The organism is Hyphomicrobium sp., from assembly GCF_041674905.1.
Lineage (GTDB): Bacteria > Pseudomonadota > Alphaproteobacteria > Rhizobiales > Hyphomicrobiaceae > Hyphomicrobium_B.
Genome location: NZ_JBAYUV010000006.1, coordinates 111,744 through 137,247 on the forward strand (window position 1 = coordinate 111,744; position 25,504 = coordinate 137,247).

Below are 25,504 nucleotides of genomic sequence, written 5' to 3' on the forward strand. Positions count from 1 at the left end.
CGTTTAAGCGCGAGCTATTTCTGCGCGGTTTTTTCGGGCGGCTTGATTGCGCCCTGGGTCGGCGCAACCTTCGTTCCAGGTCTGATGGCCGGATTGGCCACGCCTTCGATCACGACGCGATCGCCGGGCTTGAGCCCCGATTTGATCACGCGCAGACCCTCGTAAATCTGGCCAAGCTCCACCGGCGTCGCGACGATCACGTTGTCGGCGTTGACGGTGTAGACGATTTTGTGCGCCTGATCCGAGACGATGACGTCGTCAGGAACGAGAAACGCATCGACGTCGCCGGCATAGAGCGCGAGGCGAGCAAAAACGCCGGGCGTCAGAAGCCCGTTCTTGTTCGAAATGATCGCCCGGCTGCGCAGCGTCCCGGAATGTTCGTTGAAGGCGTTATCGATGAAGTCCATCGTGCCGTGATAGCTCCAGTCGCTCTCGTCCGCGAGCTTCAGCCGAACGGGGGTTGGCGTATTCGGCGAGGAGTCGCGCTGGCCCAACTGGTTCAGCCGCTGGTAGCGCAGATAATCCGCTTCCGACGTATCGAATACGAAGTGAATGGGATCGGTCGAGACGATCGTCGCCATCAGCGTCGCGTTGACCTGTCCGCCGATCACGAGATTGCCGACGTCGATTTTTTTATCCGAGATGCGCCCGGAGATCGGCGCGCGAACCTCGGCCCATTCGAGATTGAGTTCCGCCGACTTGAGCTGCGCCGCCGCCGACATGACCTGCGCTTCCGCGACGCCCAGGCTCGACTTCCGCTGCTCGTAAACCTGCTCGCTCAGCGCTCTCGATTCGACGAGCGGCGCCGCGCGTGCGAGATCGGCCTTTGCGAATTCAACCTGCGCATGCGCCCGCGCGACCTCGGCCTTCGCAGCCTCGACAGCGATCTCGAACGGCCGTTTGTCGAGAGTGAAAAGCAGATCGCCGAACTTGACGTCTGAACCTTCCTTGAAATTCACCTCATCGACGTAGCCGCTGACGCGCGGCTTCAGCTCGACACGCTGGAACGCTTCGAAACGGCCGGGATATTCATCCCATGTTTTGATGTGCTCGGAGAGCGGTGGAGCGACCGTCACCGGAAACGCGGGAGGTCCTTCTTGTGCGTGCGTCGACGTGGCTCCGCTAACAAACACAACGGACGCCAAGACCACGCAAGGCATGAATGCATGCCGCCGGAGCGTGGATCGCAAGGACTCGAATATCGTCATGGATTGCGCCAAAATTCTTATGAGCGAAAGATTTCCGGCGTACCCGCGCGCCAGCCTGATGAAGGCGGGAACGTATCACAGCAGAGCCCGTCCGCTACTCGAATTTCTCTGATTACGCCTTTTAGCGCACGTTATCGTCGCTCATCGGCGTCACTGTACGAGCAACAAAACCATCGCTGTCACCGATTGCACAAACTAAACTGCTGGTACGCCCGCATGACGGATTTGCGTACCAGCAGTTTGATGTTTCGCGTCAGAGCAGCGTGCCGCGCAAGATCAACAGCGCCACGCTGAAATAGATCATCAGCCCTGTCACGTCGACGAGCGTTGCGACGAACGGCGCCGATGCGCTCGCAGGATCGAACCCCAGCCTTTTGAGCACGAACGGCAACATAGAGCCCGCAAGCGAGCCGAATGTGACGATGCCAACGAGCCCGAGGCCCACGGTCAGCGCGACGAGCTGCCAATGCTCGCCGTAGTCGAAGATTCCGAGATATTGCCACAAGCTGATGCGCGCAATGCCGATGACGCCGAGAATGGTACCGAGCGTCAGGCCTGTGGGAATTTCTCTGACGGCGACGCGCCACCAGTCCTTGAGTCGAATTTGTCCAAGCGCGAGCGCGCGGATCAAAAGCGACGTCGCCTGCGATCCCGAGTTGCCGCCGGAGCTCATGATGAGGGGAATGAACAGCGTCAGCACCACGGCCTTTGCAAGCTCGTCGGAATAATGCTGCATGGCGCTGGCCGTCAGCATTTCGCCGAGGAAGAGAGCGCACAGCCAACCGGCGCGCTTCTTGATCATTTCGAGGAAGGTGATGTCCATGTACGGCTCGGCCATGCCTTCGACGCCGCCGAAGCGCTGCACGTCTTCGGTACTTTCCGCGAGGATCGCGTCGATGACGTCGTCGAACGTGACAATGCCGAGCATCCGATGCCGCGCATTAAGCACCGGAACGGCCAGAAGGTCGTGAATCGAGATCAGTCGCGCCACTTCTTCGCGATCGACGTCCGGATCGACCCAGATCGGTTCGCGGTCGGAAGCGACATCCAGGATATTGCTGTCGGGTTCGCTGGAGATCAGCTGCCGCAGCGACACGACCTGGCGAAGCTCGCGCGAAGCGGGATCGAGAACGTAGATCGCATAAACCGTTTCCCGTGTGTGCTGCACTTCGCGAATGTGCTTCATAGTTTCCGCGACGGTGTAGGTCGACGGCACGCTCACGAATTCCGTCGTCATGATGCTGCCGGCTGTTCCCTCAGGATAAGCGAGCAGCAGCTTCAGCGATTGCGCCGTCTCGAAATCAATGCGCGCGAGAAGATCGGTGCGATCGGGTCCATCGAGCTGACGCAGCATGTTGGCCGCGCGGTCGGCGGACATGCCCTTCAGAATGCGGCTCGCAAGGTCCTCGGGAAGCTCAAGGATAATATCGCCCGCGCGCGACAGCTCTGGCCTGTCGAAAATATCGACGGCCCGTTCCAGCGGAAATTGCGAAAGTATGGAGGCGGCTGTCTCGACATCCTGCTCGTTGAGCCGCACGACGATGTCGGCGTCGTGCTCATCGAGCAGTTCGACCAGCAGGATCGGGTCGACGTCGTCGCCCGTCACGTAGTGGACTTCTTCCATGGCTCACCTCACGATCCGCCGTCTAAACGGACCGTGGCGAGCCGACCCAACGGTCAGACCACGGGCCTCGACGGCCGGGGAGTTCGACGACTACTGTCGCTAGACAAGGGTTGGGTTCCTTTGGATTCACGGCGCCGAGGTCATCGGCCACCGCGTTCGCGTCACATGGGCTGATCGGCATCGCCTGTCAAGGCGAGATCGAGATTGTTTCTGTGCGTCGGGTCCATCTCTGCCTGATTGGAATCCGAAGCGTGTCCCGGATGCCGAAATCCGGTAATGCGGACGTGCCCGTTCTTGCATAAAGTTTCAGTTCGGCTCCGCCCGCGATAGTTCCGTTGGGAGATAGGCGGCATCGCACGCGATCGACGATAATACGGCGCTACAAGAGTATGGGGACATTGTCCGGTAACGAACGCAAAATTTGCCGGAACGCAGAGAGCAATCATGACGGATAATACGACCCCCACGCTCGGACTTGTTCTCCCCGGCGGCGGTGCCAGAGGGGCCTTTCAGGTTGGAGTCATCAAGGCCCTGGCCGAATTGACGCCGCTCGATCGCAACCCGTTTCCCGTCATCGCAGGTTCGTCCGTGGGCGCCATCAGCGCCGCGTTTCTCGCCGCCAATGCGGCGGGCTTCAACGAGGGCGTCGCGAAGCTCGTCGAGCTTTGGCAGAACCTCCATTGCCGGGACGTCTATCGCACCGATTTCGTGTCGATTTCGTTGCGCGGCCTGCACTGGGTTCTGTCTTTGACCCCGATCGCGTCGCTGGGGCTGCCCAACCCGCGCTCGCTTCTCGATAACGATCCGCTGCGCCAGTTTCTCATCGATCATACCGAGTTCGATCGCATCGCCGAAGCGGTGAAGGTCGGGGCTCTCAAAGCCTTGTGCGTCACCGCCTCCTCCTACGACCGCGGCCGCGCCGTGACGTTCTTTGAAGGCGCGCCACAGATCGGCGCATGGAGCCGTGCGCGGCGCGATGGCGTGGCGACGCGGTTGACGGTCGACCACCTGCTGGCCTCCTCGGCGCTGCCGCTTGTCTTTCCGGCGCAGCGCGTCGGCTCCGAGCATTACGGCGACGGTTCATTGCGGCTGACATCGCCGCTGAGCCCCGCAATTCACGCAGGCGCCAATAAGATCATCGTCATCACCACGCGCGACCGCGACGTCGATCCGCCGACGCCGCCGGACGAAGTGCAATATCCGGCCCTCGGCACGATCGGCGGCAGCCTGCTCGACATCATTTTCATGGACAACGTCGACGCCGATATCGAACGCGCGCAACGCATCGATCACACGCTGTCGCTGGTCGCCGAACGACGCCTCGGCGAAACCTCGTTGCGCGACATCGATGTCATCGCGATTGATCCGTCGGAGGATATCCGGGAGATCGCGCGCCGGCATGCAGCGGAGATGCCGTGGACGGTCCGAATGTTGTTGCGGCGGCTCGGACTGTGGGGGCAGGACTGGCGTTTGCCGAGCTACCTGCTGTTCGAGCCCGGGTATTGCGGCGCCCTGATCGAGCTTGGCTATCGCGATACGCTGGCGCGATCGAAAGAGTTGATAGCCTTCATGAACGGACATTCGGCGACGACACCGTAAGGGCGCGTCCAAGGCCCGCATCCATGTCAGGTGTGCGGAAACCGCCAGCTTCGATACGCCCGGAGAAGGAATGTCAAAGCCGGCGGCATCAATGGCAAGGAAACAAGTTTCTCACGCGAAGTCAGCGTTGCGCGAGAGCCATATCCTGCAGGACATGCGCTTCGAGCATCACCTCATCCAGCCGATACTTCAGGATGTCGCCGACGCTGACGATGCCGACGAGGCGTCGGCCGTCCATCACCGGAAGATGCCGGAGGCGCCGGTCGGTCATCAGCCGCGCCGCATCGGCGATGCTGTCTTGTGGTCGACAGGTGAGAACGCCGGTAACCATCAGGTCCGAGACGTGCAGGCCACCGATGCCGCTGCCATGAACGGCGACGCCATCGGAGATCGCGCGCTCCGTGATCAGACCGTCGAGCGTCACGCCGTCACTGCTGACGATCAGCGCCCCGATGCCTTTGATGCGCAGCTTCATCGCCGCGTTTTGGATCGTTTCCGTGGGACGGACCGTCATGATGTCCGCCCCCTTGGCCTTCAAGATGCTCGAGATGTTCATAGACAACCCCTTTTATGGAAGGTGCATGTTGCCCGAGGGAGCGGCACGTCTCCGCTCATTGACGCCCGATCGGGCCTTGAAGTTCTCCTAGCTCGTCTTGAGATGCCGCCAGCCTGCGCCGTGCGCGGAAACGCACCTGAATGAAACCGGAATTATGCCAGGAATGAGCCATATCAGGGGCGTTCGGTTTGGCGAATGGCCGAGGGCGGTATCCCTACGATATAGGCACGCGGGCATCCCCGGCCAGAGGTTGCGAGCGAGCGAACGAGCAATTTTTTTGCAAGTACTGCCGTCGCGCTTCCAGCCGTCCCGGAGGCGGCCCGGCGCGCAGAAACATTCCGCTTGTCGGCCGGATGGTGCTGGAGCAGCGAATTTGTTGGCACCCTTCGATCGCCGGGGGCGAGCAGAAGAGCCTCACGCTCAAATATCCCCGCCGAGGGCGAGCCCCATGGAACCGAACAATATTCGTCCTGGAGCTGGCGATCCGTTTCCTGTCGTTCCTTTGCCGGCGGGAATGGGCTGATCACGGCGCGATCGCTAGTTCCAGGGAGCTGTATCTATCCCGCAACAATCAGTCCGCGCACTAAATGCTAACATAGCCGCTGGATTGTCCGAACGCGGGGGCGGCAATGCATGACATCAGACGCGCGGTGACGACTATTTCGTTGGCGGTATTCTGGATCGCACCCGCGGGTCTGACTTATGCCGCCGACCTCGGCAACGCTGACGTGCCTCGTTACACCGCAAGTGCGCCGCCGTCTGACAGGTGGTCCTTTGCCTTTACGACATACGGGTGGATACCCTGGATGAGTGGCAACATGGCCATCAAGGGACACAACTTCGACGTCAATGTCGACCCAAGCCAAATCTACGGCAACCTCGACTGGTCGTCTCTTCCAGCGTGGATGAGTTATGCAGAAGCGCGTCGCGGCCCGATCGGACTTTTCAATGATATAGTGTACGCGAACCTCACCAACTCGAAGCGCTTTCAAAAGGAGTTGCCAGGGCCGCTCCCTCCTCTGTCGGTGGCGGGCGGGCTTTCCGTCGACTACACCCAGGTCACCGTTGAGTTTGGGGGTGCCTATGAGATTTGGTCGGGCCGAAGCCCGATTACGACCGGGTCCACAGCCGTCGATGTGTTGGCTGGCGGGCGCTATTGGCACCAGGACGTGGACGTTTCCGCAACCCTCAACTCGCTGAGCGCAGTGAAATCTGGCTCAGTCGACTGGACCGACCCGTTCATTGGCGCACGTTTGCGCAACCAGATTGGTAATGGGCAAGAACTGATGGTGCGGGCGGACGTTGGCGGGTTCGGTGTTGGAAGCGATTTCTCCTGGCAAGTTCTCGCCACCTACAATTGGCAAATGTGCGTTCACAGCGGCTACGTGCTTGATGGTTACGTCGGCTACCGGGCCCTATCGGTCGATTTCACTCAGGGCGGCTACAAATACGACGTACTGCAACAAGGGCCGGTCGTCGGAACTACGTTGCATTTCTGACCGAATGCATCGTCACGCTCGTTGCAGAGACTAATCCACAATCGTTGGCTGGGCAGCCGTTAAAGTGCAATATGCGCAGCAGCGAACGCCGCGCCGCGCGCCCAAAGGTTCTCTACAAAGATGTAACTCGTTGTCATGTCTCTCCCCTTGATGAGCCAGTTGGAGCGATCGCGGAGAAGACGCTTCGCTTCCAGTTCGCGTGATGGATGCCTTCGTTTGGCGGAGATCACGGCGAGCCCCTCAGCCCGTTTGACTCACTGACGTCGACCAGCTCAAGATCGATTTTTCCGGATCCCTCTAATGGAGGCCGTCATGACCAACCGACGCGAATTTATCGGAACGCTGCCAGCCGCCGGAGCTGCCTTCTTGGTTGCCGGCAATTTTGCCTTCGAGGATAGTGCTGCTCGCGCGCAAGACGTTTCTATGCCGCTTGCTGGACATTTTCATCCGAAGGGTAAGGCGCCGTCGAAGCACACGGTCGAGGTCCTGAAGGCGACGCGCTCCGGCCTACCCTTCGACGATACGCGCGACTTCGACGAGCAAAAGCGCGGCCTGATCGCTCCGATGACCGATATGGTGATAAAAGCCGACGCAGGTCACGTCGCGTGGGACATGGCGAGCTTCCAGTTTCTCGATCAGCAGGAGGAGTTTGACTCGATCCATCCATCACTGCATCGGATCTCCAAACTCAACAACAACTATGGCCTCTACGAGGTTGTGCCTGGCATCTATCAAGTGCGTGGCTTCGACCTTTCCGACATCACTTTCGTGCGCGGCAAGACCGGCTGGATCGTCTTTGACCCGCTCGTCTCCAACGAAACCGCACGGGCGGCGTGGAAGCTCTTTCAGCAACATAAGGGCGAGGGTCTGCCGATCTCGGCGGTCATCTATTCCCACACACACGCAGATCACTGGGGTGGTGTACGCGGCATCCTCGACGAGGCCGACGTCCGCTCCGGCAAGGTCGAGGTGATCGCGCCGGTCGACTTTATGAGCTTCACCGTCTCGGAGAACGTCTACGCAGGCAACGCCATGAATCGGCGGCTCTTCTATCAATATGGGCTGCTCCTGCCTGCCGCTCCGCATGGCTACGTCGGCCAGGGCCTCGGAACTCGGGTATCCGCCGGCGCCTCCGGCCTCATCGCGCCGACGCGCTTTGTCAGCGAGCCAATCGAGACACTGGAGGTCGACGGCCTCGAGATGGTGTTCCAGAACACGCCGAACACCGAGGCGCCGCGCGAGATGAATACCTACATCCCGAGCATGAAGGCGCTCTGGATGGCCGAGAACGTCACCGCGACGCTGCACAACATCTACACCCTGCGCGGCACGCTTATCCGCGACCCGCTCGCATGGTCGAAATACATCGCCGAGGCGCTCTACCACTTCGGACTGGACGCACAGGTCATGTTCGCCTCGCATCACTGGCCTCGTTGGGGCAACGATCGCATACAGGAGGTGTTGCGCGGTCAGCGCGATCTCTACGCTAACATGAACAACCAAGTGCTGCACTTCGCCAACCAAGGCGTGACTATCAACCAGATTCACAACATCTACGCGCTACCAAAGGGCCTGCAGGCGAAGTGGGATTGCCGCGGCTATCACGGCTCTCCCGAACACAATTCGCGCGGGGTCATCCAACGCTACCTTGGCTTCTGGGATTGCAACCCGGCGACGCTCATTCCGCTGTCGCCCGAGGACTCGGCGCCACTCTATGTCGAGATGATGGGGGGCAGCGCGAAGATCATCGAAAAAGGCCGAGCGCTGCACGCCGAGGGTAAGTACCTGCTCGCGGTTGAGATCGTCAACAAGCTCGTCCATGCCGAGCCCGACAACACCGAAGCGAAGGACCTCCTCGCCGACATTTTCGAGCAGATAGGCTACCAACAAGAGAATCCGGGGCTGCGCAACAGCTTCCTCTCCGGTGCCTACGAACTCCGCACTGGCATCCCGAGCGGCGAGATGGCTAGCTCGTCGAGCCCCGATGTGATCAGGGCGATGACGACCGAGCTTTTCCTCAACTTCCTTGGCATCCGCATGGACAGCCGCAAGGCCGAGGGCCTGCGTTTCACCATGAACCTTGTCACCCCCGACAACGGTGAGAAGTTCATCGTCGAACTTGAGAACGCGACGCTGACCAACATTGCCGGCTTCCAGGCGAAAAAGCCGGATCTGACGTTGACGATCAACCGTGCCGATCTTGAGCAGACGATGATGGGGGCGAAGACTCTCGACGCGCAGATCGCCGACGGCACGGCGAAGGTCGAGGGCGACGTAAGCCTGCTGGCGAAGCTCGCGGCAACGATGGTCGACTTCGATCCGCGCTTCGAGGTGATGCCTGGCACCCACGGCAAAGCCGCGACCGTCGCCCATGCCACCCCCTACCAAGCGGTGCCGGAGAAGATAATCGCGGAGTAGCGCGTTTGTAGCGAGCCACCGAGGCGACAAGCTCGTCATTTACATCCAGAGCGACGAGCCAAAAGATCCCGGTCAGCACAAGAACTGGCTGCCCGCGACGAAGAGCGGCGCCTTGCAATTCGCGGCCGGGTTCTACGGCCCGGGCATATCAGTGATTGGCGGCGGCTTCAGAATGCCCCGCGCGTCGCGCGATCAAAGCAGACGCAATGTAATGTCCGATTAGGGCCAAAAGTGTGCATCAGCGCGAGTGCAATCAGTCGTTGTGAAGTGTCCGCTCGATGCTACGATTTCACCATGGCAAAGCTTGCACCAACACTCTACGACCTCAGCGTTCCGACCTTCCTGCAGACAGCGAGAGCCGTCGGAGGCTTTCTCCATCGCACGACTAGACATTGCGCTGAGACCGGGGGCGATCTGGAAGAACTCGTAACGGCCCGCCTGTTCCCCGACATGGCTCCTTTCCATTTCCAGATCGAAGCCCTGACCCATCATGCTGTGTGGGGGATGGAAGCTGTGAAGACCGGCGTGTTCGCCCCACCGCCTCTGGTCGGCGCGATGCCTTTCGCCGAACTACGGGCCATGGTCGGCGACGCAATAACGGCGTTGGAGGCGTTCACCCCCGATGAGGTCAATTGCTGGTCTGGCCGGAAGCTGGATATTGAAATCTATCAACCGCTCGATGAGGAAAATGCCACAACGTCGAGCTGGGGCCCTCGGACATTGGCATTCACGCCAGAGACCTTTCTACTCTCGTACTCGCTGCCCAACTTCTATTTCCATTCTGTGGCCGCATACAACATCTTGCGCACGCGGGGCGTGCCGCTCGGAAAATACCATTACCAGGGACAGCTGCGCACCAGACCCGTCTAGATGACGACCAGATGCAGTGCACCAATGTGCGCGCAGGGATTTGACGGCGAAGAGGTCGTCGTGCGTCTGGCTTGCGATGACCTAGACGTTGTGCGCCAGGGCGGCGAGCACTGCCGGACGGGCAAATCGGGGTTGCCGCAGCCGGCGGAACAGTATTGAAGCAGACTCTGCCCTGAGCTGAGGGCAAGAGAGGTCGCGCAGCAGGTTCCGTGGGCACCAGAGCATCCAGCCGTTATGACGCAATCATACTCGGCTCCGGTGGAGCGGGGATGATGTGTGCCCTCACGGCGGGGCAGCGCGGACGTAAGGTTCTCTTGATCGACCATGCCGACGAGCCGGGAAAGAAGATCCTCATCTCGGGCGGCGGCCGCTGCAATTTCACCAATCTCCAGACTCCGCCCGAGCGGTATCTGTCAGCCAACCCTCACTTCGCCAAGTCGGCGTTGCGCCGCTTTCGCCCGAAAGACTTTATCGCCCTAGTCGAGCGCCATCACATCGCTTGGCATGAGAAAACGCTGGGGCAACTTTTCTGTGATGGTTCGGCTCGGCAGATCGTCGCCATGCTGCTCGATGAATGCGCCAAAGGGCACGTCGAACTGAGGCTTGGCCACGGTATTCGCGAGTTGGAGCACGCCGATGGGATGTACCGCGTCAGCTACGGCGATGAGGCCGCCGTCGCGCCCGCGCTCGTGATCGCGACCGGTGGCCTCTCCATACCGAAAATGGGGGCGACCGGCTTTGCCTACGATCTTGCCCGCAGGTTCGGCCTCGCGGTTGTCGCGCCGAGACCGGCGCTCGTGCCGCTGACGCTTGGAAAGGATGAGACGCTTTTCCAGTCGCTGTCGGGTGTCTCGACCGATGTCGTCGCGCGATGTGGCGACGTCGCATTTCGCGAGGCTGCGCTGTTTACCCACAAGGGGTTGTCGGGCCCGGCGATGCTGCAGATTTCCTCGTACTGGACGCCCGGAGTGGAGATCGGGATCGATTTTCTGCCGCAGCTCGGATCAGCGTGGCTCCTTGAGGCAAAGCGCAGTAACCCCCGTTCCGGGTTGCGCTCCGTGCTGGCGCATTCATTGCCTGCGCGTCTCGCGGAAACTCTGGCTGAGTGCATGGGCGTCCGCGGAGAACTCGCAAACGCTCCCGACCGGGCGCTTGAAGATGTTCAGCGACGGCTTTCCAACTGGCGCTTTCGCCCTACCGGCACCGAAGGGTTCGCCAAAGCCGAAGTCACAGTCGGCGGGATCAGCACCGACGAGCTGTCTTCGCAGACCATGCAAGCAAGGAACGTGAGCGGGCTTTACGCGATTGGCGAAGCAGTGGATGTGACCGGTTGGCTTGGCGGATATAATTTTCAATGGGCTTGGGCCAGCGGTTGGGCGGCCGGGCACGCTCTATAGGTCGCCAGCTCATGCGAGGCTGTGGTTTGGGTCGGGAGTATCGGATGTATCCGACACGTTCGAAAACGGTGTTGTCGGGTCGAATGCGCGAAAACGCTTTGAAACAAAGGGATTTTTATGGTGCTGCCGGAGGGGATTGAACTCTCGACCTCTCCCTTACCAAGGGAGTGCTCTACCACTGAGCTACGGCAGCCTGGATGGCCTTTGGGTACCGCAACCGGCGCCCAAGAAAAAGCAAGCGCGCCGTTACATCGACGCGCGTGGTGCCCGCTTGGCAGGCGGGGCGGACACTGCCACAAGGCTTGACGGGGGGCAAGACCGAAAGCCAAGCTCTCCGAGACGATGTCGCAGCACCGTGAGTTGCGGCATCAGCGACGGGCCTGGGACACGCATGACCGACCGAAATTCTAAGGAAAAAAGCCAGCGGCCATCGCCCAAGGACGCGCGCGCCGAGCGTCTTGCGGAGGTCCTCCGGTCGAACTTGAAACGCCGCAAGGAAGCCGGTCGCGGTCGAACGAATGACAAAGACAACGCTCCGGACGAGTAATTCTCGGGCTCGCGCGCGCGTCAGGCACACGCATCGGCAAAACTCCCTTGCGGGACCGGCGGCGAAACCAGTATCAGCGACACGGGTACAGACGCGAATCTTCTCTGCGGCGCATGGCCCTGCGCCACACATCTTGCGTCACACATCGAGCCAGAAGGCATTTAATGGATCGAATCAGGATTACCGGCGGTCAGGCACTCCGTGGCACGATCCCGATTTCCGGCGCCAAGAACGCGGCCCTGCCGTTGCTTATCGCCAGCATGCTGACCGACGATCGGCTGACGCTCAAGAATGTCCCGAACCTCGCCGACGTCAACCTGCTCATGCGCATCTTGCGCAACCATGGCGTCGACCTCGCCGTCGACGGCAAGCGGCCGGGTCCGGCGATGCACCTCGGCGAGACGTTCCATCTGACGGCGCGCGATATCGTCGACACGACCGCGCCTTACGAGATGGTGTCGCGGATGCGCGCCAGCTTCTGGGTGCTCGGTCCGTTGATCGCACGCATGGGCGTAGCGAAGGTGTCGCTCCCGGGTGGCTGCGCCATCGGAACGCGCCCCGTCGATTTGCATCTGATGGGATTGAAGGAGCTGGGTGCCGAGATCGACATCGACGCCGGCTACGTCATCGCGCGGGCTCCGAAAGGACTGCGCGGCGCGCGTATTGTGTTTCCAAAAGTTTCGGTCGGTGCGACGCATAACGTTCTGCTGGCCGCGGCCTTGGCGAAAGGCGAGACGGTCATCGAGAACGCTGCGCGTGAGCCGGAAATCGGCGATGTCGCGAGCTGTCTTTCGAAGATGGGCGCCAAGGTCGAGGGCATCGGCACGTCGACGCTTCGAATTCAAGGCCGCGACCGTCTTGAAGGTGCGGTTCACACCGTCCTTCCGGACCGTATCGAAACCGGCACCTTTGCCATGGCCGTTGCCGCGACAGGCGGCGACGTGACGCTCGAAGGGGCTCGTGCCGGCGATCTGCAAGCCGCGCTCGACGTCCTTATCGCGACGGGAGCAACGGTCGAGACGACCGAGACCGGCATCCGAGTCAGGCGCAACGGCGGCGACATCAAGCCGGTGTCGGTGGAGACAGAGCCGTTTCCGGGTTTCCCGACCGATCTGCAGGCACAGTTGATGGCGCTGCTGGCGCTTGCCTCTGGGACCAGCGTCATTCGCGAAACGATTTTCGAAAACCGCTTCATGCACGTGCAGGAGCTGGCGCGCCTCGGGGCCGATATCCACCTTCACGGCGACACGGCGACGATCAAGGGCGTCAAGACGCTCAAAGGCGCGCCGGTCATGGCAACCGATCTCAGGGCGTCGGTGTCGCTGGTCATCGCCGGTCTCGCGGGCGAGGGAGAGACGATGATCAATCGCGTTTACCACTTGGATCGCGGGTTCGAGCAGCTGGAGCAGAAATTGAGCCGCTGCGGTGCCAACATCGAGCGGCTGGCGAGCGGCTGACGCTGGCTGGCCCGTCTTATTCGGGACGATGTTGCACGAGTCGCTCCCGCCCGATAACACTCGGCCGGATAGCACCGATATACAGGCGTTCGCCGGGAGATTGTCAGCATCGATGCCCGACCTCAAACTCATCGCTCTCGACGCGGAAGACCTGAATGTGGTTTCGGCGCACCTGCAGGATGCCGTGCTTCGAGTCGGAGAAATTGCGTATCTGCCCGCCGAAAAGCGCTTCATCGCGATCGCCAACCGGTTCGACTGGGGTGAGGTCGCCAAGGCGACATCGAATCGGGCGTCGTCGGAGGCATTTGAGCGCCGCCGGTCAGGCATTCGCTTCGAGCGGGTCCTGAGCGCCAAATTGCAGGGAATTGATCTTAAGGATAGGCGCGCGTCATTAGCTTTGCTGGCAATTACTTTTGAGCCGACCGGTGGATCGGAGACGCCGGAAGGCGATGTCACGTTGACTTTTTCTGGCGCGGCGGCCATTCGGCTCCACGTCGAATGCGTCGAGGTCGAGTTGAAGGATCTCGGGGCGGCTTGGGCCACGAAACATTCGCCGGAGCACCCAGAAGACGCAGGCTGATATGTGAGGCCTTAAAGCTCTGAGGAACAGTGCTCATGCCGATGCGGCTGAAGAGCGCCGATAAGAATTTCGAGCAGCAGTTTGCAATACTGCTCTCGCAAAAGCGCGAAGTCTCCGTCGACGTCGACAACGCCGTAAGAGACATCATTGCCGACGTCCGTGCGCGCGGCGACGAAAGCCTTGCCGACCTCACCCTCAAGTTCGATCGCCTCGATCTGCGCAAGTCGGGCGTCGCCGTAACGGCCGCCGAAGTCGACGCAGCCGTTCGCGAGTGCTCGAAGGAAACGCTCGACGCCCTGCACTTCGCGCACGACCGTATCAGCGATCACCACGAACGCCAGATCCCGTCCGATGATCGCTATCGCGACAACGCTGGCGTCGAACTCGGTCATCGCTGGACGGCAGTGGAATCGGCGGGCCTCTATGTGCCCGGCGGCCTCGCGTCCTATCCGAGCTCGGTCCTGATGAATGCGGTGCCGGCGAAAGTCGCGGGTGTGCCGCGCGTCGTGATGGTCGTGCCATCGCCCGGCGGCGAGTTGAATCCCCTGGTCTTGGCAGCGGCCAAGATTTCCGGCGTATCCGAAATTTACCGTATCGGCGGCGCGCAGGCGGTGGCCGCGCTCGCTTACGGCACCGGGAAGATCCGTCCGGTCGTCAAGATCGTCGGACCCGGCAACGCCTACGTCGCCGCGGCAAAGCGGCAGGTGTTCGGCATCGTCGGCATCGATTCGATCGCAGGCCCGTCCGAGGTTCTCGTCATCGCCGATCGTAACAACGATCCGGAATGGATCGCAGCCGATCTGCTCGCGCAGGCCGAGCACGACACCGCCGCGCAATCGATTCTCATGACCGACGACGAGGCATTTGCGACCGCCGTGGAGCAAGCCGTGGCGCGGCAGCTTCAAACACTTTCGCGCGGAAATATCGCGGGCGAAAGCTGGAACACTTTCGGCGCGACGATCGTTCTGAATTCGCTCGACGAAGCTCCCGCCTTGGCGGATCGCATTGCGGCCGAGCATTTGGAAATCGCGACGGAGAATGCGGAAGATCTCTCTCAAAGCATTCGCAATGCCGGTGCGATTTTCATTGGACGCGTTACGCCTGAAGTCATCGGCGATTATGTCTCCGGCTCGAATCACGTCCTTCCGACAGCCCGGAGCGCGCGTTTTTCGTCCGGCCTCGGGGTGCTGGATTTTATGAAGCGCACGTCGATACTGAAAATGGACGAAGCGGCATTGGCGGCGCTGGGTCCGGCGGCGATGACGCTGGCCCGCGCCGAAGGGCTCGAAGGGCATCGTCGGTCGGTCGAAATCCGCCTGACCAAAACGACTTAAGCAGCTTGAGGCAGAATGGATCAAACCGTGAGCATTACCGGGGGCCGTGATCGTCTAGCGGAAATTACGCTCGACACGAAGTCGCTCGGCCGTGCGAACGTGAATGCCGAGCATGAGCGCGAAGTTGCTATTTTCGATATTCTCGACGGCAACACTTTCCGTGTCGAAGACGTCGACGGCGGTCCCTATAAGCTGCATCTCTCGATCGTCGACGACCGTCTACAAATGAACGTTGCAGCGGGCAGCAATGAGCAGAACTTCGAGCACGCTATCGCGTTGACGCCCCTGAAGCGCATCATGAAGGATTACTTCATGGTCTGCGAATCCTATTATGAGGCGGTCAGAACCGCGCCGCCCGCACGCATCCAGGCCATCGATGTCAGCCGCCGCGGTCTCCACGACGAGGGCAGCGTTCTGCTGCGCGACAAGCTGCTGCCGAAAATCATCGTCGACGACGATACGGCCCGCAGGCTGTTTACGCTCGTCTGCTCATTGCACTGGAAGGGATAGGCTCGGCTCGCGCCGGCCATCGAGAAACCACGCTTCCTGCTCGCCGACGCCCTTGATGTCGATCAGCCCGCGCGATCGCAGAATGAAAGTCTCTTTCAATGCGGCGTAGCACGTAGGGCAAATGGTAATGCGCCCGACCTCGCTCGACTGCTCGAGCCGGCTCGCCATGTTCACCGGGTCGCCCCACACGTCGTAGCTGAATTTATTCTTGCCGATGACGCCCGCCGTCATCGGACCTGCGGCGATGCCGATACGGACATTGAGATCTATGTTTTCTTCCGCTGCGATGACGCGCACCGTGGAAACCAGATCGAGCGCCATTGCAGCCAGGGCTTGCGCATGGTCGGCTCGCGGGATCGGCACGCCGGACGCGACCATGTAGGCGTCGCCGATCGTCTTGATCTTTTCGACGCCGTGGTGCTGCGCCAGTTCGTCGAAGGCGGTGACGAGCCGGTTCAAGAGCGCGACGGTTTTTTCCGGGCCGAGCCCGCGCGCCAGACGCACAAACCCGCTGATGTCCGCGAACAGAACGGAAGCCTCCGCGAAACCGTCCGCGATGGTCTCTCCCGGCGCAGCTTTCAGACGCTCGACGATAACGTCGGGAAGGATGTTGCGCAGGACCGTTTCCGTTTCCGCCTTGGCCGTCTCGACGAGACCGAACGCATAATAGACGCAGGCCGCGATCAGTCCGAACGTGGTGATCGCGCCCTGCACGTACAAGGAATCGATAACCTTCTGATCGGCGTGCAGCCGCGCCGCTTCCATGGGAAATTGGAACCAGGCGAACAGATGCAGCACCAGCGCCGTCGTCACGATCGCGAAGACGAGCCAGAACCGCCGCGCTTCGAAAATCACGAACGGCGCGGCAGCCGCTACGACGTACTGCAAGGGCGCTCCACCCAGGCGTCCAAAGTAGGATGTAAATCCGATCAGCGCGGCGAATTCGGCGACGACGAGCAGCAGGCCGCCCGCCATCTCGTTGATCCTGTGCATCAGCGGCACGAACGATAGGATGATGGCAAGGCCGAGGTTGATCAGGACGACGGGCATCATCGCCTTGTCGCCCGACATCCAGAGCTGCATCGCGTAGATGAAGGTCGTGACGACAACGAGGAACGAGAACACGTTGACGATCTTCAGGCGCCGCTGCGTGTCGGGAGGATAATCCTTGATGCCGATGCGCGCGATCGTGCCGAAGATCGCTTTCGCCGGGCGAAGGATCTGCTTGAGCAAGGCGAAGCAGCCTTGCAGCCAGCCGCTCTGCCAACCACCTTCATTGTCTCGATTGGCGATCGTCATGCAATGGGACCCGGAGGCTGCGCGGAGGTCAGTCTGCCGCTAGTCTTTGTCGTCGAGACGGCCGATGCCGCTCAACGCTGCGATATCGCAAATGACTTGCTGCCCCCGGCGCTCGATGGCCCCTTCCGATTCGAGGAGTTGCAGCGCGGCGTTCACCTTGGGGCGGCTCGCCCCGACCAGGAGCGCCAGCTCGCTTTGCGAGATCGGCAAGGCCAGAGTGACTTTTTCGGATTTTCCGGAAGGATCTTTCTGCCGGACGGAGGCGAGGAAGAACCGCGCCAGTCGCGCCTCGATCGGGTGCAGCGCGATGGCCTCGAGCTGCTCGTCCGCGTCGCGCAGCCGGCCGGCGAGGAAGCGCACGGCCGCTTCGCCGACCGAAGGGTGCGACGAGAGAAGGCGCAGAAACGCGGATTTCGAAAGCAGGAGGGTCTCGACCTTGTTGACGGCCGTCGCATCCGCCGAGCGCGGACGCCCGTCGAAAATCGCAAGCTCGCCGAAGATCGAGGGCGTCTCCGCATGCGCGAACGAAAGCTCGCGCCCATCCGACGTCAGGACCGAAAGCCGGATACGTCCCTTACTGACGATATGAAGGTCGGCCCCCGCGTCGCCGCGCGAGAATATCACTTGGCCGGGCTCGTAGGATGCTTCGCGGAGTTCGCTCGCCACGGCCTTGCGGCTCGCTTCATCCAGCCCGGCAAAAAGCGGGGTTCGAGCAAGAAGGCCGGCAGAGTCGGTTTTCAGAGCCATTGTCGCCATCATAGCCGCTCAATTTTGCGGCGCTATTCATGCCTTGTTTTGCAGTCCCCCGCAACGCACCCAGGTCTTGCTAAAAGTCCACGGCTTGCCCATTGTCCGCCCATCTTTTCTGGTGTCGAGACGCTTCGCACCTCTTGCAGGCCGCCCATGATATCATCGCTGAAATCCGCCTTTCTTCCCGGCTTCGCCCGCTCCGATGCGCCGAGCCGCGAAACGTTGCGGCGATCGATGGCGCGCGAACGGGCGTCCTCGAAGGCCGAGATCGAGCGGCCGAGGCTCGTCCTCGCCAGCGCCAGCCCGCGCCGGGTTACACTCCTCGCGCAGATAGGGGTGACGCCGGATGCGCTCCGTCCAGCCTCCATCGACGAAAGCGCGCGTCGCGGGGAAATGCCCCGAGCTCTCGTCGCGCGGCTGGCAAAAGCCAAGGCCGAGGTTGCGCGCGACCAGATCGCCAACGACCCCGACCTTGCCGACTCCTATGTCATCGCCGCCGATACGGTCGTTGCGATGGGTCGCAAGATCCTGATGAAGCCGATGCACGTCGAGGAAGCGATGGCGTCGCTACAACTCTTGTCGGGCCGCACGCACAAGGTTCAAACGTGCGTCTGCCTCATCACGCCAGACGACAGGGTGCGCACGAAGATCGTCGATACCAGGGTCCGCTTCCGCTACATCAACCGCGCCGAACTCGAATCCTACATCGCCTCGCGCGAGTGGCGCGGCAAAGCCGGAGGCTATGCCATTCAGGGCCTCGCCGGCTGCTTCGTGCAGCGCCTGATCGGCTCCTATACCAACGTCGTCGGACTGCCGCTGACCGAGGTTGTCGGGCTTCTCAATTCGGAGAAATTTCCGATCCAGTATAATTGGCTGCGATACGCCGAAGTCGATCGCGCCTGACTTTGATCGCGCCCGACTTTGATCAACCCCGTGTTTCCTGAACCTATGTGCTATGTGCCCATCTTCTGAAGCCGCCGGCAGGCCCGTGCGCTGCCCGATCTGCCGCAAGCCTGCGGCCGACGCCTATCGCCCGTTCTGCTCGAAACGCTGTGCCGACATCGATCTCGCCAAGTGGTTCGGGGGCGCCTATGCGGTGCCCGGCCGTGACGATGACGAGGACAATGGTGGAGACCCTCGGGGCGGAAGCACGGGGCCGGAGAGGGATGACGAATAAAGCCGGGCAACGCGGTTTCGTCGCGCTTGCATCACGGCAAACGCCCCCCTATAAGGGCCGGACTTCGCATGGGCCGCTGGCCGCGGAGGCAAGCCCAGGTAGCTCAGTTGGTAGAGCATGCGACTGAAAATCGCAGTGTCGCTGGTTCAATTCCGGCCCTGGGCACCATTCGCCCTCCCCACAGACCTGATCCCCTAAAAGGGCAAGATATTCGCCGAAAGCGATTGCGCCGTCGAAAGCGCGGCGCTGGGTAAGCCCGACTGCCCGCGTTATAGCGAAGGCAACCGGCTGGAGTGTGACGGGTGGGGGACGGAAATCTCAGATATCGGCCCGAACTCGACGGTCTGAGGGCCATCGCGGTCGCCTCTGTGTTCCTTTGCCATCTCGGCATGTCGCCGTTCTCCGGCGGCTACGTCGGCGTCGACGTCTTCTTCGTGCTGTCCGGTTTTCTTATTACGCGGATCATTGCCGAGGATCTGCGCGCCGGACGATTCAGCATCGCGAGCTTTTATGAGCGGCGCATCCGCAGGATCGTGCCGGCTCTGGTGTTTGTCGGCGCATGCTCCACCGTCGCGGCGATCGCCATTCTGCTTCCGAATGAATTGCAAGCCTATGCCACGAGCCTGCTGGCGGCCGCGCTTTCGTTGAGCAATGTTTGGTTCGCGAGTATGATCGGGTATTTCGATCCGGCCGCCGCGACACAGCCTCTGCTGCACACTTGGAGCCTCGGCGTCGAAGAGCAATTCTACGTGGCGTTTCCGCTTCTGCTCTCGCTGGCTTACAGGTTCGGACAAAAAGGAGTTTCAATCTTTGTCTGCGGTGCGCTCGCCGTCTCGCTTACGCTGAGCATTGCCCTCACGCCCGGCGACCCGCGCTCCGCTTATTTCCTGATCCACACCCGTGCCTGGGAATTGCTGCTCGGAAGCGTCGTCGCTCTCGGGCTTGTTTCTGCTCCAGCGCAAACGTGGCAGCGGGAAATCGCAAGCGCCCTCGGTCTGCTCGCCATTGCGGCGGCCGTCATCTTCTTCAGCGAAAAGACGCCGTTCCCAGGTTATGCGGCGCTGCTGCCGTGCGTCGGCACTGCGCTGATCATATGGGCGGGCGGCGGTACACGCATCGCGCGCGGCTTGAGCTTCCCGCCTTTCGTTTTCGTCGGCCCGATTTCCTACAGCCTGTATCTCTGGCACTGGCCGTTGATCGTCTTCGCAAAACTGCTGCTCGTGCAGCCGTTCACGCCGTTCCAGCAACTACTATTGATCACGGTGGCAACCGCGCTCTCGGTCCTGACGTGGCGCTTCGTCGAAACGCCTTTCAGACGCCGCGACGGCGCGGTGTCGAACCGGAAAACGGCCTTCATCGGAGGTAGCTTGAGCCTTGGCGCGCTGGCGCTGACTGCGACTATGCTCGTGAGCGTGCAAGGCATGCCGAACCGCTTTCCAGCCGAAATTCTGGGCATCGCGGCCGCCGCTCAGGACGCGAGCCCCAAGCGCGCGGCTTGCCATTTCGACGGCACGCTCGCGGGCGACTTCGACAAGTCCTGCATTCTCGGAGCAGCTGTCGCGCCGACCACCATTGTCTACGGCGACAGTCACGGAGCCGAATTGGCCGTCGCGCTGGGCGCGCTCGCCGAACCGCGAAATGAGAGCGTTCGCGAGTTGACCGCATCGGGCTGCCCGCCGGCGCTTGATTTTACCTATCCGAGTAAAGCCGAATGCCCCGGCTACAATGCGCGAATGATCGAGCATCTCGTCGCGCTCGCGCCGACGACGATCATCGTTGCAGCGAACGCCGTCGCCTGGACGCACGAATATTCGGCCGCGTTTACGCGAGGTCTGGACGCAGTGCTGCGGGCTTTGTCGTCCGCCGGGCATCGCGTCATCCTCTTCGGCCAAGTGCCCCCGCATCCGAACCAGCTGCCGGTGCCCGCCACACTGGCGCGCCAGGCGATGCTCGGAACCAAGCCCGACACTTACGCTTTTCGGCCCGACATGAAGGCCTTGCGAAAACTTGACGCTACGCTGGACAAGATCGCCTCGGCCGCAGGCGCGACGTATATGTCCTTGCTTCCGACGCTCTGCAATGAGATCGAATGCAAGGCCGCGATCGATGGCACGGTCCTCTATTTCGATGATAATCACTTGACCGTCGCCGGCGAGAAGCTGATAGCGGCTAAGCTTCTCGCCCCGGTTTTGTGGCCCGGTAAAACGGCGGCCCAGTCCATCGATCCCGGAAAACCCGCAGCCCTTCCATGAGGCATCTCATGTGGCGGCAACAATACGAAACGCAGACCGAGTTCACGACACGATGACCGATCAAGCAGTGCGCACGACTGTTGCCGCATTCTATAAATTCGTCGATATCGATGACCCCACGGCCTTGCAGAGCGAGCTTCGATCATTCTGCGCGGACCGTGACGTCAAGGGCACGATCCTCCTCGCAGGCGAAGGCATCAACGCGACAATTTCCGGACCCGACGCAGACATTGCCGCGATCGTCAACGAATTGCGCTCGGACACCCGGTTTGCGAACCTTGGCGTCAAACATTCTTACGCGGCGTCACATCCGTTCCAGCGTTTCAAGGTGAAGGTCAAACGCGAGATCGTGACCTTCGGCGTTCCCGACTTGCGCCCCTCGGCATTGACCGGTCACCTCGTCGACCCGAAGGATTGGAACGCGCTGATCTCCGACCCTGAGGTCGTCGTCATCGACACGCGCAACGATTACGAATTCGGCATCGGCACGTTTGAAGGCGCGCGCAATCCGCGCACGCGCAGTTTCGGCGAATTCCGCGATTACGTTTCGGCCGAGCTTCACGGCGCGCCAGAGAAAAAAATCGCGATGTTCTGCACCGGCGGCATCCGTTGCGAGAAGGCGAGTTCGTACCTTCTCGCGCAGGGCTTCACCGACGTTCATCAGCTGAGCGGCGGCATTCTCAAATACCTCGAGGAAATCCCCGCCGGGGAAAGCCTCTGGCGCGGCGAATGTTTCGTGTTCGACGAGCGCGTGGCGCTCGAGCACGGCGTCCACCAGGGTCATCACGAGCTGTGCGCCAGGTGCGGAAGCCCCCGCCGCGCCGGCGATGCGCAAAGCGGCACCCACCTATGCGCCGGCTGCGATCGAACCGTGCAATCGGCATGAATTGTCCGGCCAGGGTGATACGGCAACGATGCCGACGCCATGCCGATTTGGTTAGCGGCCGGAAATTTGAAATTTCGTCCGCCAAAAATCTTGGCTTGAGAAAAAAATCGACGGATGTGCCCGCGAATATCGGGGCGTGATCCTTTAGGGATTTCCAGAGATTGTCTGCCCGCTTGCGACCTCCGGCCTCTCTGTCGGCAGACCAAAGGTGCTATAGGAGCGTTTTGGACTCTGTGGCCGGGTCCGAAACCGGGTAAATGTTGCCGATGGCATCTCGCGATTCTGAAAATTCGATAGACGGACAAGCCGCTCCGATCTCGCTGACGCAGCTGATCCGCTGGCGGCGCGATGTGCGCCGTTTTAAAACCGATCCGGTTCCGGACGCGTTGCTCGATCGGCTGCTGCGCCTCGCCGATCTTTCTCCGTCCGTCGGTAACAGCCAGCCGTGGCGCATCGTGAATGTCAAAGACAGCGGAGTGCGCGCCGCGGTCGTCCAAAATTTCGAGACGGAGCGGCGCAAAGCGGCCGACGCTTACAGCGATGAGCAGGCCAGCCTCTACAACAAATTGAAGCTTGCGGGCTTCGACGCGGCTCCCGTCCATCTGGCGGTGTTCTGCGATCATCATGCCGCGCAGGGCCACGGACTTGGCCGCCAGACGATGCCGGAAACGCTCGAAAGCTCGTGTGCTTGCATGGTGACGACGCTCTGGCTCGCGGCCCGTGAAGCAGGGCTCGGCATGGGCTGGGTATCGATCGTCGATCCGGCCACGATTTCGGCGACGCTCGGCGCTCCAGATCATTGGAAATTCATCGGCTATCTGCTTCTCGGCTGGCCCGAGGAAGAGCACCTCGATCCGGAACTCGAACGGCTCGGATGGCAACCGCGCACGCCATTCGAAACGCGGTATTCGGAGTTGGGTTCGTCAGCCAGCACGGTCGGCGCGAACGACGCCAATCAGCGCGCGAAGACGGGAACCGTCACGCTCGTTGGCGCAGGTCCTGGCGATCCCGATCTTCTGACGGTCAAAGCCCTGCGCGCTCTGCAATCGGCCGACGCGGTGCTTTATGACGACCTTGTCGCCAAGCCCATCCTCTCATGTGTCCGCCCCGGTGCGCAGTTGATCAACGTCGGCAAGCGCGGCTACCGCAAGTCGTGCAAACAGCCCGACATCAACGCCGAGATCATCCGGCTGGCGCGCGAAGGCCTGAGCGTCGTGCGGCTCAAGTCCGGCGACCCGTTGATCTTCGGCAGGGCAGGCGAAGAGATCTCCGCCTGTCAGGAAGCCGGTGTGCCAATCTCCATCGTGGCGGGCGTGACCTCCGCCCAGGGCGCGGCGGCGGGCTTGAAGGTGGCGCTGACAAATCGCGACTATGCCCGCCGGTTGCAGTTCATCACGGCGCACGATCGTCGCGGCCACCTGCCGTCCGACATCGATTGGGCATCGGTCGCGGACCATGCCGCGACAACCGTTGTCTATATGCCGAAACGCACGCTGAGCGAACTGACCGAAGCCGCGATCGGGCACGGGCTCGACCCGAAGACTCCCGCCATCGCGGTCGCGAACGCAACGCGCCCGGATGAGCAAGTCTTTATGTCCACGGTCGGGCAAATCGCGGCGGAGCTTGATGCCGCGCATCCCGATGGTCCCGTGCTTGTCATGATCGGCGAGGCGCTGCGCCATGCGACGACCGCCGACGCCGAGCAGGCGAGCACGCTTGCGTCCGCTCTCGGCGGCTTGCCGATCGCAAGCTGATGCAATGACGTTCCGCGATTGCCCCTCGCAGGCTGGATAGCGGCTATGTCATTCGCGACAACGTTGTGTATTCTTGTCGCCGCGCTCGGAGTGGAAGCGGCGTTCGGTTATCCGCAGCGCCTTTATCAACTCATCGGACATCCGGTCACCTGGATCGGTGCGCTGATCGCCAAACTCGACCGTGACCTCAATCGCGACGACGAAAGTAGCAGCGCGCGCAAGGCGTCCGGCGTGCTAGCGCTGCTCGTCATTATTGCAATCACCGCCGGTCTCGCGTGGATCATCCAGATCGCGCTTGCTCCGACGTGGCTCGGAAATCTCGGACTTGTGCTGCTCGCGTCGACAATGCTCGCGAGCCGCAGCCTCTACGACCACGTCCGCGACGTTGCCGATGCTCTGCAGAATGACGGGCTCGACGCTGCGCGCATCGCAGTCGGGCGTATCGTTGGACGTAATCCGCAAACGCTCGACGAGCATGGCGTCGCGCGTGCGGCGATTGAAAGTCTGGCGGAGAACGCTTCCGACGGCGTCGCCGCGCCAGTGCTCTGGTTTGCGCTTCTTGGATTGCCCGGCCTCGTTGCTTACAAAGCCATCAATACGGCCGACAGTATGATCGGCCACCGCACGCCGCGCCACGAAGCATTCGGCTGGGCTGCAGCTCGCCTCGATGATCTCGTCAATCTGCCCGCGTCGCGCTTGACCGGATTGCTGTTCGCGCTCGCGGCTCGGCTTGTGCCAAATTCCTCAATGGACGACGCATTTCGCGCCATGCGCCGCGACGCGTATCGCCATCGCTCGCCGAATGCGGGTTGGCCGGAAAGCGCGATGGCGGGCGCGCTTGGCCTCAAGCTCAACGGCCCGAAGACCTACGGCGCAACACTCGTGGACGACGCGTATATGGGCGACGGACGGAGCGAGGCGAATGCCGACGATATTTTCCGTGCGCTACGCGTCGCGAGCGTGGCGTGGGCACTGATGCTTGCAGGTCTTCTCGGGCTCGCACTCATTTTGCGAGTGTAAGTAGCCGCTCGATATCGATGTGTTTCTCTAGGTGCTCCGCCAGGCGATCGAGAACTCCATCGACGACAGCCTCGTGGCTCTCGCCCGACGTTGTCGCGCCAAGCTCGGAAAGAAACGCCGCCCGCGCGGCATCGGATGAAAACAATCCGTGGACGTAGCAGCCCGCAACGCGCCCATCCTGCGAGACGGCTCCATCGTGCCGCCCGTCCGAAAACGTCAGAAACGGCCGCGCCAGATCTCGGCCGGTTGTTTTGCCGACGTGCATTTCGTAACCAGAGAAGGCTGCGCCGGAGCTTGAAAGCCTGCCTTCGACGTTCGCAAGCCGTTTCTCCGAGCCGAGCATCGTCTCAACATCAAGCAGGCCGAGCGCTTCAATGCTGCGTGCCTGTCCTTCGATGCCGTGCGGATCGGAAATCGACGTGCCGAGCATCTGATAGCCGCCGCAAAGCCCGAGCACCCGCCCACCGCGGCGCACGTGTGCTTTGATATCGATGTCCCAGCCTTCCGCGCGGAGAGCCGCGAAATCGTCGATCGTCGATTTCGACCCCGGAAGTAGGACAAGATCGGCATCGCCCGGAATGGCGCGCCCCCGCTCGATCAATTCGACGCTGACGTTCGGTTCGTTCCTGAGCGGATCGAGATCATCGAAGTTTGAAATGCGTGGCAACATCGGCACCGCGATCGTCAACTTGCCGGTGCGCCCGGACGAACTCGATTTCAATAAATCGCGCAGCCCGAGCGCATCCTCCGCCGGAAGCTTTCGCGCC

General features: G+C 61.5%; 21 protein-coding genes, 2 tRNA genes and 1 pseudogene. 17 read left to right on the forward strand and 7 right to left on the reverse strand.

Annotated elements, in window-relative coordinates:
• Window positions 1–14: 14 nt before the first annotated feature.
• Together WC026_RS04365 and mgtE are read right to left on the reverse strand one after the other, a co-directional pair.
• Complete coding sequence (locus tag WC026_RS04365; protein ID WP_372709580.1) at window positions 15–1,076, reverse strand: efflux RND transporter periplasmic adaptor subunit; 1,062 nt, start codon at window positions 1,074–1,076, stop codon at window positions 15–17.
• 385 nt (window positions 1,077–1,461) lie between these two features.
• Window positions 1,462–2,832, reverse strand: coding sequence for a magnesium transporter (gene mgtE, locus WC026_RS04370; protein ID WP_372709581.1), 1,371 nt, complete (start codon window positions 2,830–2,832; stop codon window positions 1,462–1,464).
• A gap of 444 nt (window positions 2,833–3,276) precedes the next feature.
• Between mgtE and WC026_RS04375 the strand changes: the two genes are divergently transcribed.
• Window positions 3,277–4,431, forward strand: coding sequence for a patatin-like phospholipase family protein (locus WC026_RS04375; protein WP_372709582.1), 1,155 nt, complete (start codon window positions 3,277–3,279; stop codon window positions 4,429–4,431).
• Window positions 4,432–4,552: 121 nt separating this feature from the next.
• On the opposite strand, the gene WC026_RS04380 is transcribed toward WC026_RS04375, so the two are convergent.
• Window positions 4,553–4,987 (reverse strand): CBS domain-containing protein, encoded by a 435-nt coding sequence (locus WC026_RS04380; RefSeq protein ID WP_372709583.1) that lies wholly within the window; start codon window positions 4,985–4,987, stop codon window positions 4,553–4,555.
• 629 nt (window positions 4,988–5,616) lie between these two features.
• Here WC026_RS04380 and WC026_RS04385 point away from each other — a divergent pair.
• The 4 genes from WC026_RS04385 to WC026_RS04400 all read left to right on the forward strand — a co-directional run bounded on the left by WC026_RS04385 (window position 5,617) and on the right by WC026_RS04400 (window position 11,171).
• Entirely contained in the window at window positions 5,617–6,486 is an 870-nt protein-coding gene (locus WC026_RS04385) for a hypothetical protein (protein WP_372709584.1), read from the forward strand.
• 312 nt (window positions 6,487–6,798) lie between these two features.
• Window positions 6,799–8,904 (forward strand): alkyl/aryl-sulfatase, encoded by a 2,106-nt coding sequence (locus tag WC026_RS04390; RefSeq protein ID WP_372709585.1) that lies wholly within the window; start codon window positions 6,799–6,801, stop codon window positions 8,902–8,904.
• Window positions 8,905–9,198: 294 nt separating this feature from the next.
• Window positions 9,199–9,774, forward strand: a complete 576-nt coding sequence (locus WC026_RS04395) for a DUF1993 family protein (RefSeq protein ID WP_372709586.1) — start codon at window positions 9,199–9,201, stop codon at window positions 9,772–9,774.
• A 209-nt stretch (window positions 9,775–9,983) separates the two neighbouring features.
• Window positions 9,984–11,171, forward strand: a complete 1,188-nt coding sequence (locus tag WC026_RS04400; RefSeq protein WP_372709587.1) for an NAD(P)/FAD-dependent oxidoreductase — start codon at window positions 9,984–9,986, stop codon at window positions 11,169–11,171.
• A gap of 118 nt (window positions 11,172–11,289) precedes the next feature.
• Here the strand turns inward: WC026_RS04400 and WC026_RS04405 are convergent.
• Window positions 11,290–11,364 (reverse strand) — tRNA-Thr (locus WC026_RS04405).
• A gap of 198 nt (window positions 11,365–11,562) precedes the next feature.
• On the opposite strand from WC026_RS04405, the gene WC026_RS04410 reads away from it, so the two are divergent.
• The 5 genes from WC026_RS04410 (at window position 11,563) to WC026_RS04430 (ending at window position 15,599) form a co-directional block, all read left to right on the forward strand.
• Entirely contained in the window at window positions 11,563–11,718 is a 156-nt protein-coding gene (locus tag WC026_RS04410; RefSeq protein ID WP_372709588.1) for a hypothetical protein, read from the forward strand.
• A 164-nt stretch (window positions 11,719–11,882) separates the two neighbouring features.
• Window positions 11,883–13,175: a UDP-N-acetylglucosamine 1-carboxyvinyltransferase gene (murA, locus tag WC026_RS04415; protein ID WP_372709589.1), complete on the forward strand. Its 1,293-nt coding sequence runs from the start codon at window positions 11,883–11,885 to the stop codon at window positions 13,173–13,175.
• Window positions 13,176–13,287: 112 nt separating this feature from the next.
• On the forward strand, window positions 13,288–13,755 hold the full coding sequence (locus WC026_RS04420) for a DUF2948 family protein (RefSeq protein ID WP_372709590.1): 468 nt from the start codon (window positions 13,288–13,290) through the stop codon (window positions 13,753–13,755).
• Between the two features lie 35 nt (window positions 13,756–13,790).
• Window positions 13,791–15,089, forward strand: coding sequence for a histidinol dehydrogenase (gene hisD / locus WC026_RS04425; RefSeq protein WP_372709591.1), 1,299 nt, complete (start codon window positions 13,791–13,793; stop codon window positions 15,087–15,089).
• 15 nt (window positions 15,090–15,104) lie between these two features.
• Window positions 15,105–15,599: a UPF0262 family protein gene (locus WC026_RS04430; protein WP_372709592.1), complete on the forward strand. Its 495-nt coding sequence runs from the start codon at window positions 15,105–15,107 to the stop codon at window positions 15,597–15,599.
• Here WC026_RS04430 and WC026_RS04435 read toward each other — a convergent pair.
• Together WC026_RS04435 and WC026_RS04440 are read right to left on the reverse strand one after the other, a co-directional pair.
• Window positions 15,579–16,898: an adenylate/guanylate cyclase domain-containing protein gene (locus WC026_RS04435; RefSeq protein WP_372709593.1), complete on the reverse strand. Its 1,320-nt coding sequence runs from the start codon at window positions 16,896–16,898 to the stop codon at window positions 15,579–15,581. The genes WC026_RS04430 and WC026_RS04435 overlap by 21 nt on opposite strands.
• A 39-nt stretch (window positions 16,899–16,937) precedes the next feature.
• The gene (locus tag WC026_RS04440; protein WP_372709594.1) at window positions 16,938–17,645 is read right to left on the reverse strand and encodes a Crp/Fnr family transcriptional regulator; all 708 of its coding nucleotides are present in this window, start codon (window positions 17,643–17,645) and stop codon (window positions 16,938–16,940) included.
• A gap of 156 nt (window positions 17,646–17,801) precedes the next feature.
• Between WC026_RS04440 and WC026_RS04445 the strand changes: the two genes are divergently transcribed.
• The 7 genes from WC026_RS04445 (at window position 17,802) to cbiB (ending at window position 24,737) form a co-directional block, all read left to right on the forward strand.
• Window positions 17,802–18,551, forward strand: coding sequence for a Maf family nucleotide pyrophosphatase (locus tag WC026_RS04445; RefSeq protein ID WP_372709595.1), 750 nt, complete (start codon window positions 17,802–17,804; stop codon window positions 18,549–18,551).
• Between the two features lie 52 nt (window positions 18,552–18,603).
• The gene (locus WC026_RS04450) at window positions 18,604–18,825 is read left to right on the forward strand and encodes a DNA gyrase inhibitor YacG (protein WP_372709596.1); all 222 of its coding nucleotides are present in this window, start codon (window positions 18,604–18,606) and stop codon (window positions 18,823–18,825) included.
• A gap of 92 nt (window positions 18,826–18,917) precedes the next feature.
• Window positions 18,918–18,993 (forward strand) — tRNA-Phe (locus tag WC026_RS04455).
• A 134-nt stretch (window positions 18,994–19,127) separates the two neighbouring features.
• On the forward strand, window positions 19,128–21,077 hold the full coding sequence (locus WC026_RS04460; RefSeq protein WP_372709597.1) for an acyltransferase family protein: 1,950 nt from the start codon (window positions 19,128–19,130) through the stop codon (window positions 21,075–21,077).
• 52 nt (window positions 21,078–21,129) lie between these two features.
• Window positions 21,130–21,963 (forward strand): rhodanese-related sulfurtransferase, encoded by an 834-nt coding sequence (locus tag WC026_RS04465; protein ID WP_372709598.1) that lies wholly within the window; start codon window positions 21,130–21,132, stop codon window positions 21,961–21,963.
• A gap of 266 nt (window positions 21,964–22,229) precedes the next feature.
• The gene (gene cobA, locus WC026_RS04470; protein WP_372709599.1) at window positions 22,230–23,717 is read left to right on the forward strand and encodes a uroporphyrinogen-III C-methyltransferase; all 1,488 of its coding nucleotides are present in this window, start codon (window positions 22,230–22,232) and stop codon (window positions 23,715–23,717) included.
• Window positions 23,718–23,762: 45 nt separating this feature from the next.
• On the forward strand, window positions 23,763–24,737 hold the full coding sequence (cbiB, locus tag WC026_RS04475; protein WP_372709600.1) for an adenosylcobinamide-phosphate synthase CbiB: 975 nt from the start codon (window positions 23,763–23,765) through the stop codon (window positions 24,735–24,737).
• On the opposite strand, the pseudogene WC026_RS04480 reads toward cbiB, so the two are convergent.
• A pseudogene (locus WC026_RS04480) lies at window positions 24,721–25,504 on the reverse strand (cobyric acid synthase CobQ); the annotation flags it as partial. The gene cbiB and the pseudogene WC026_RS04480 sit on opposite strands and share 17 nt — an antisense overlap.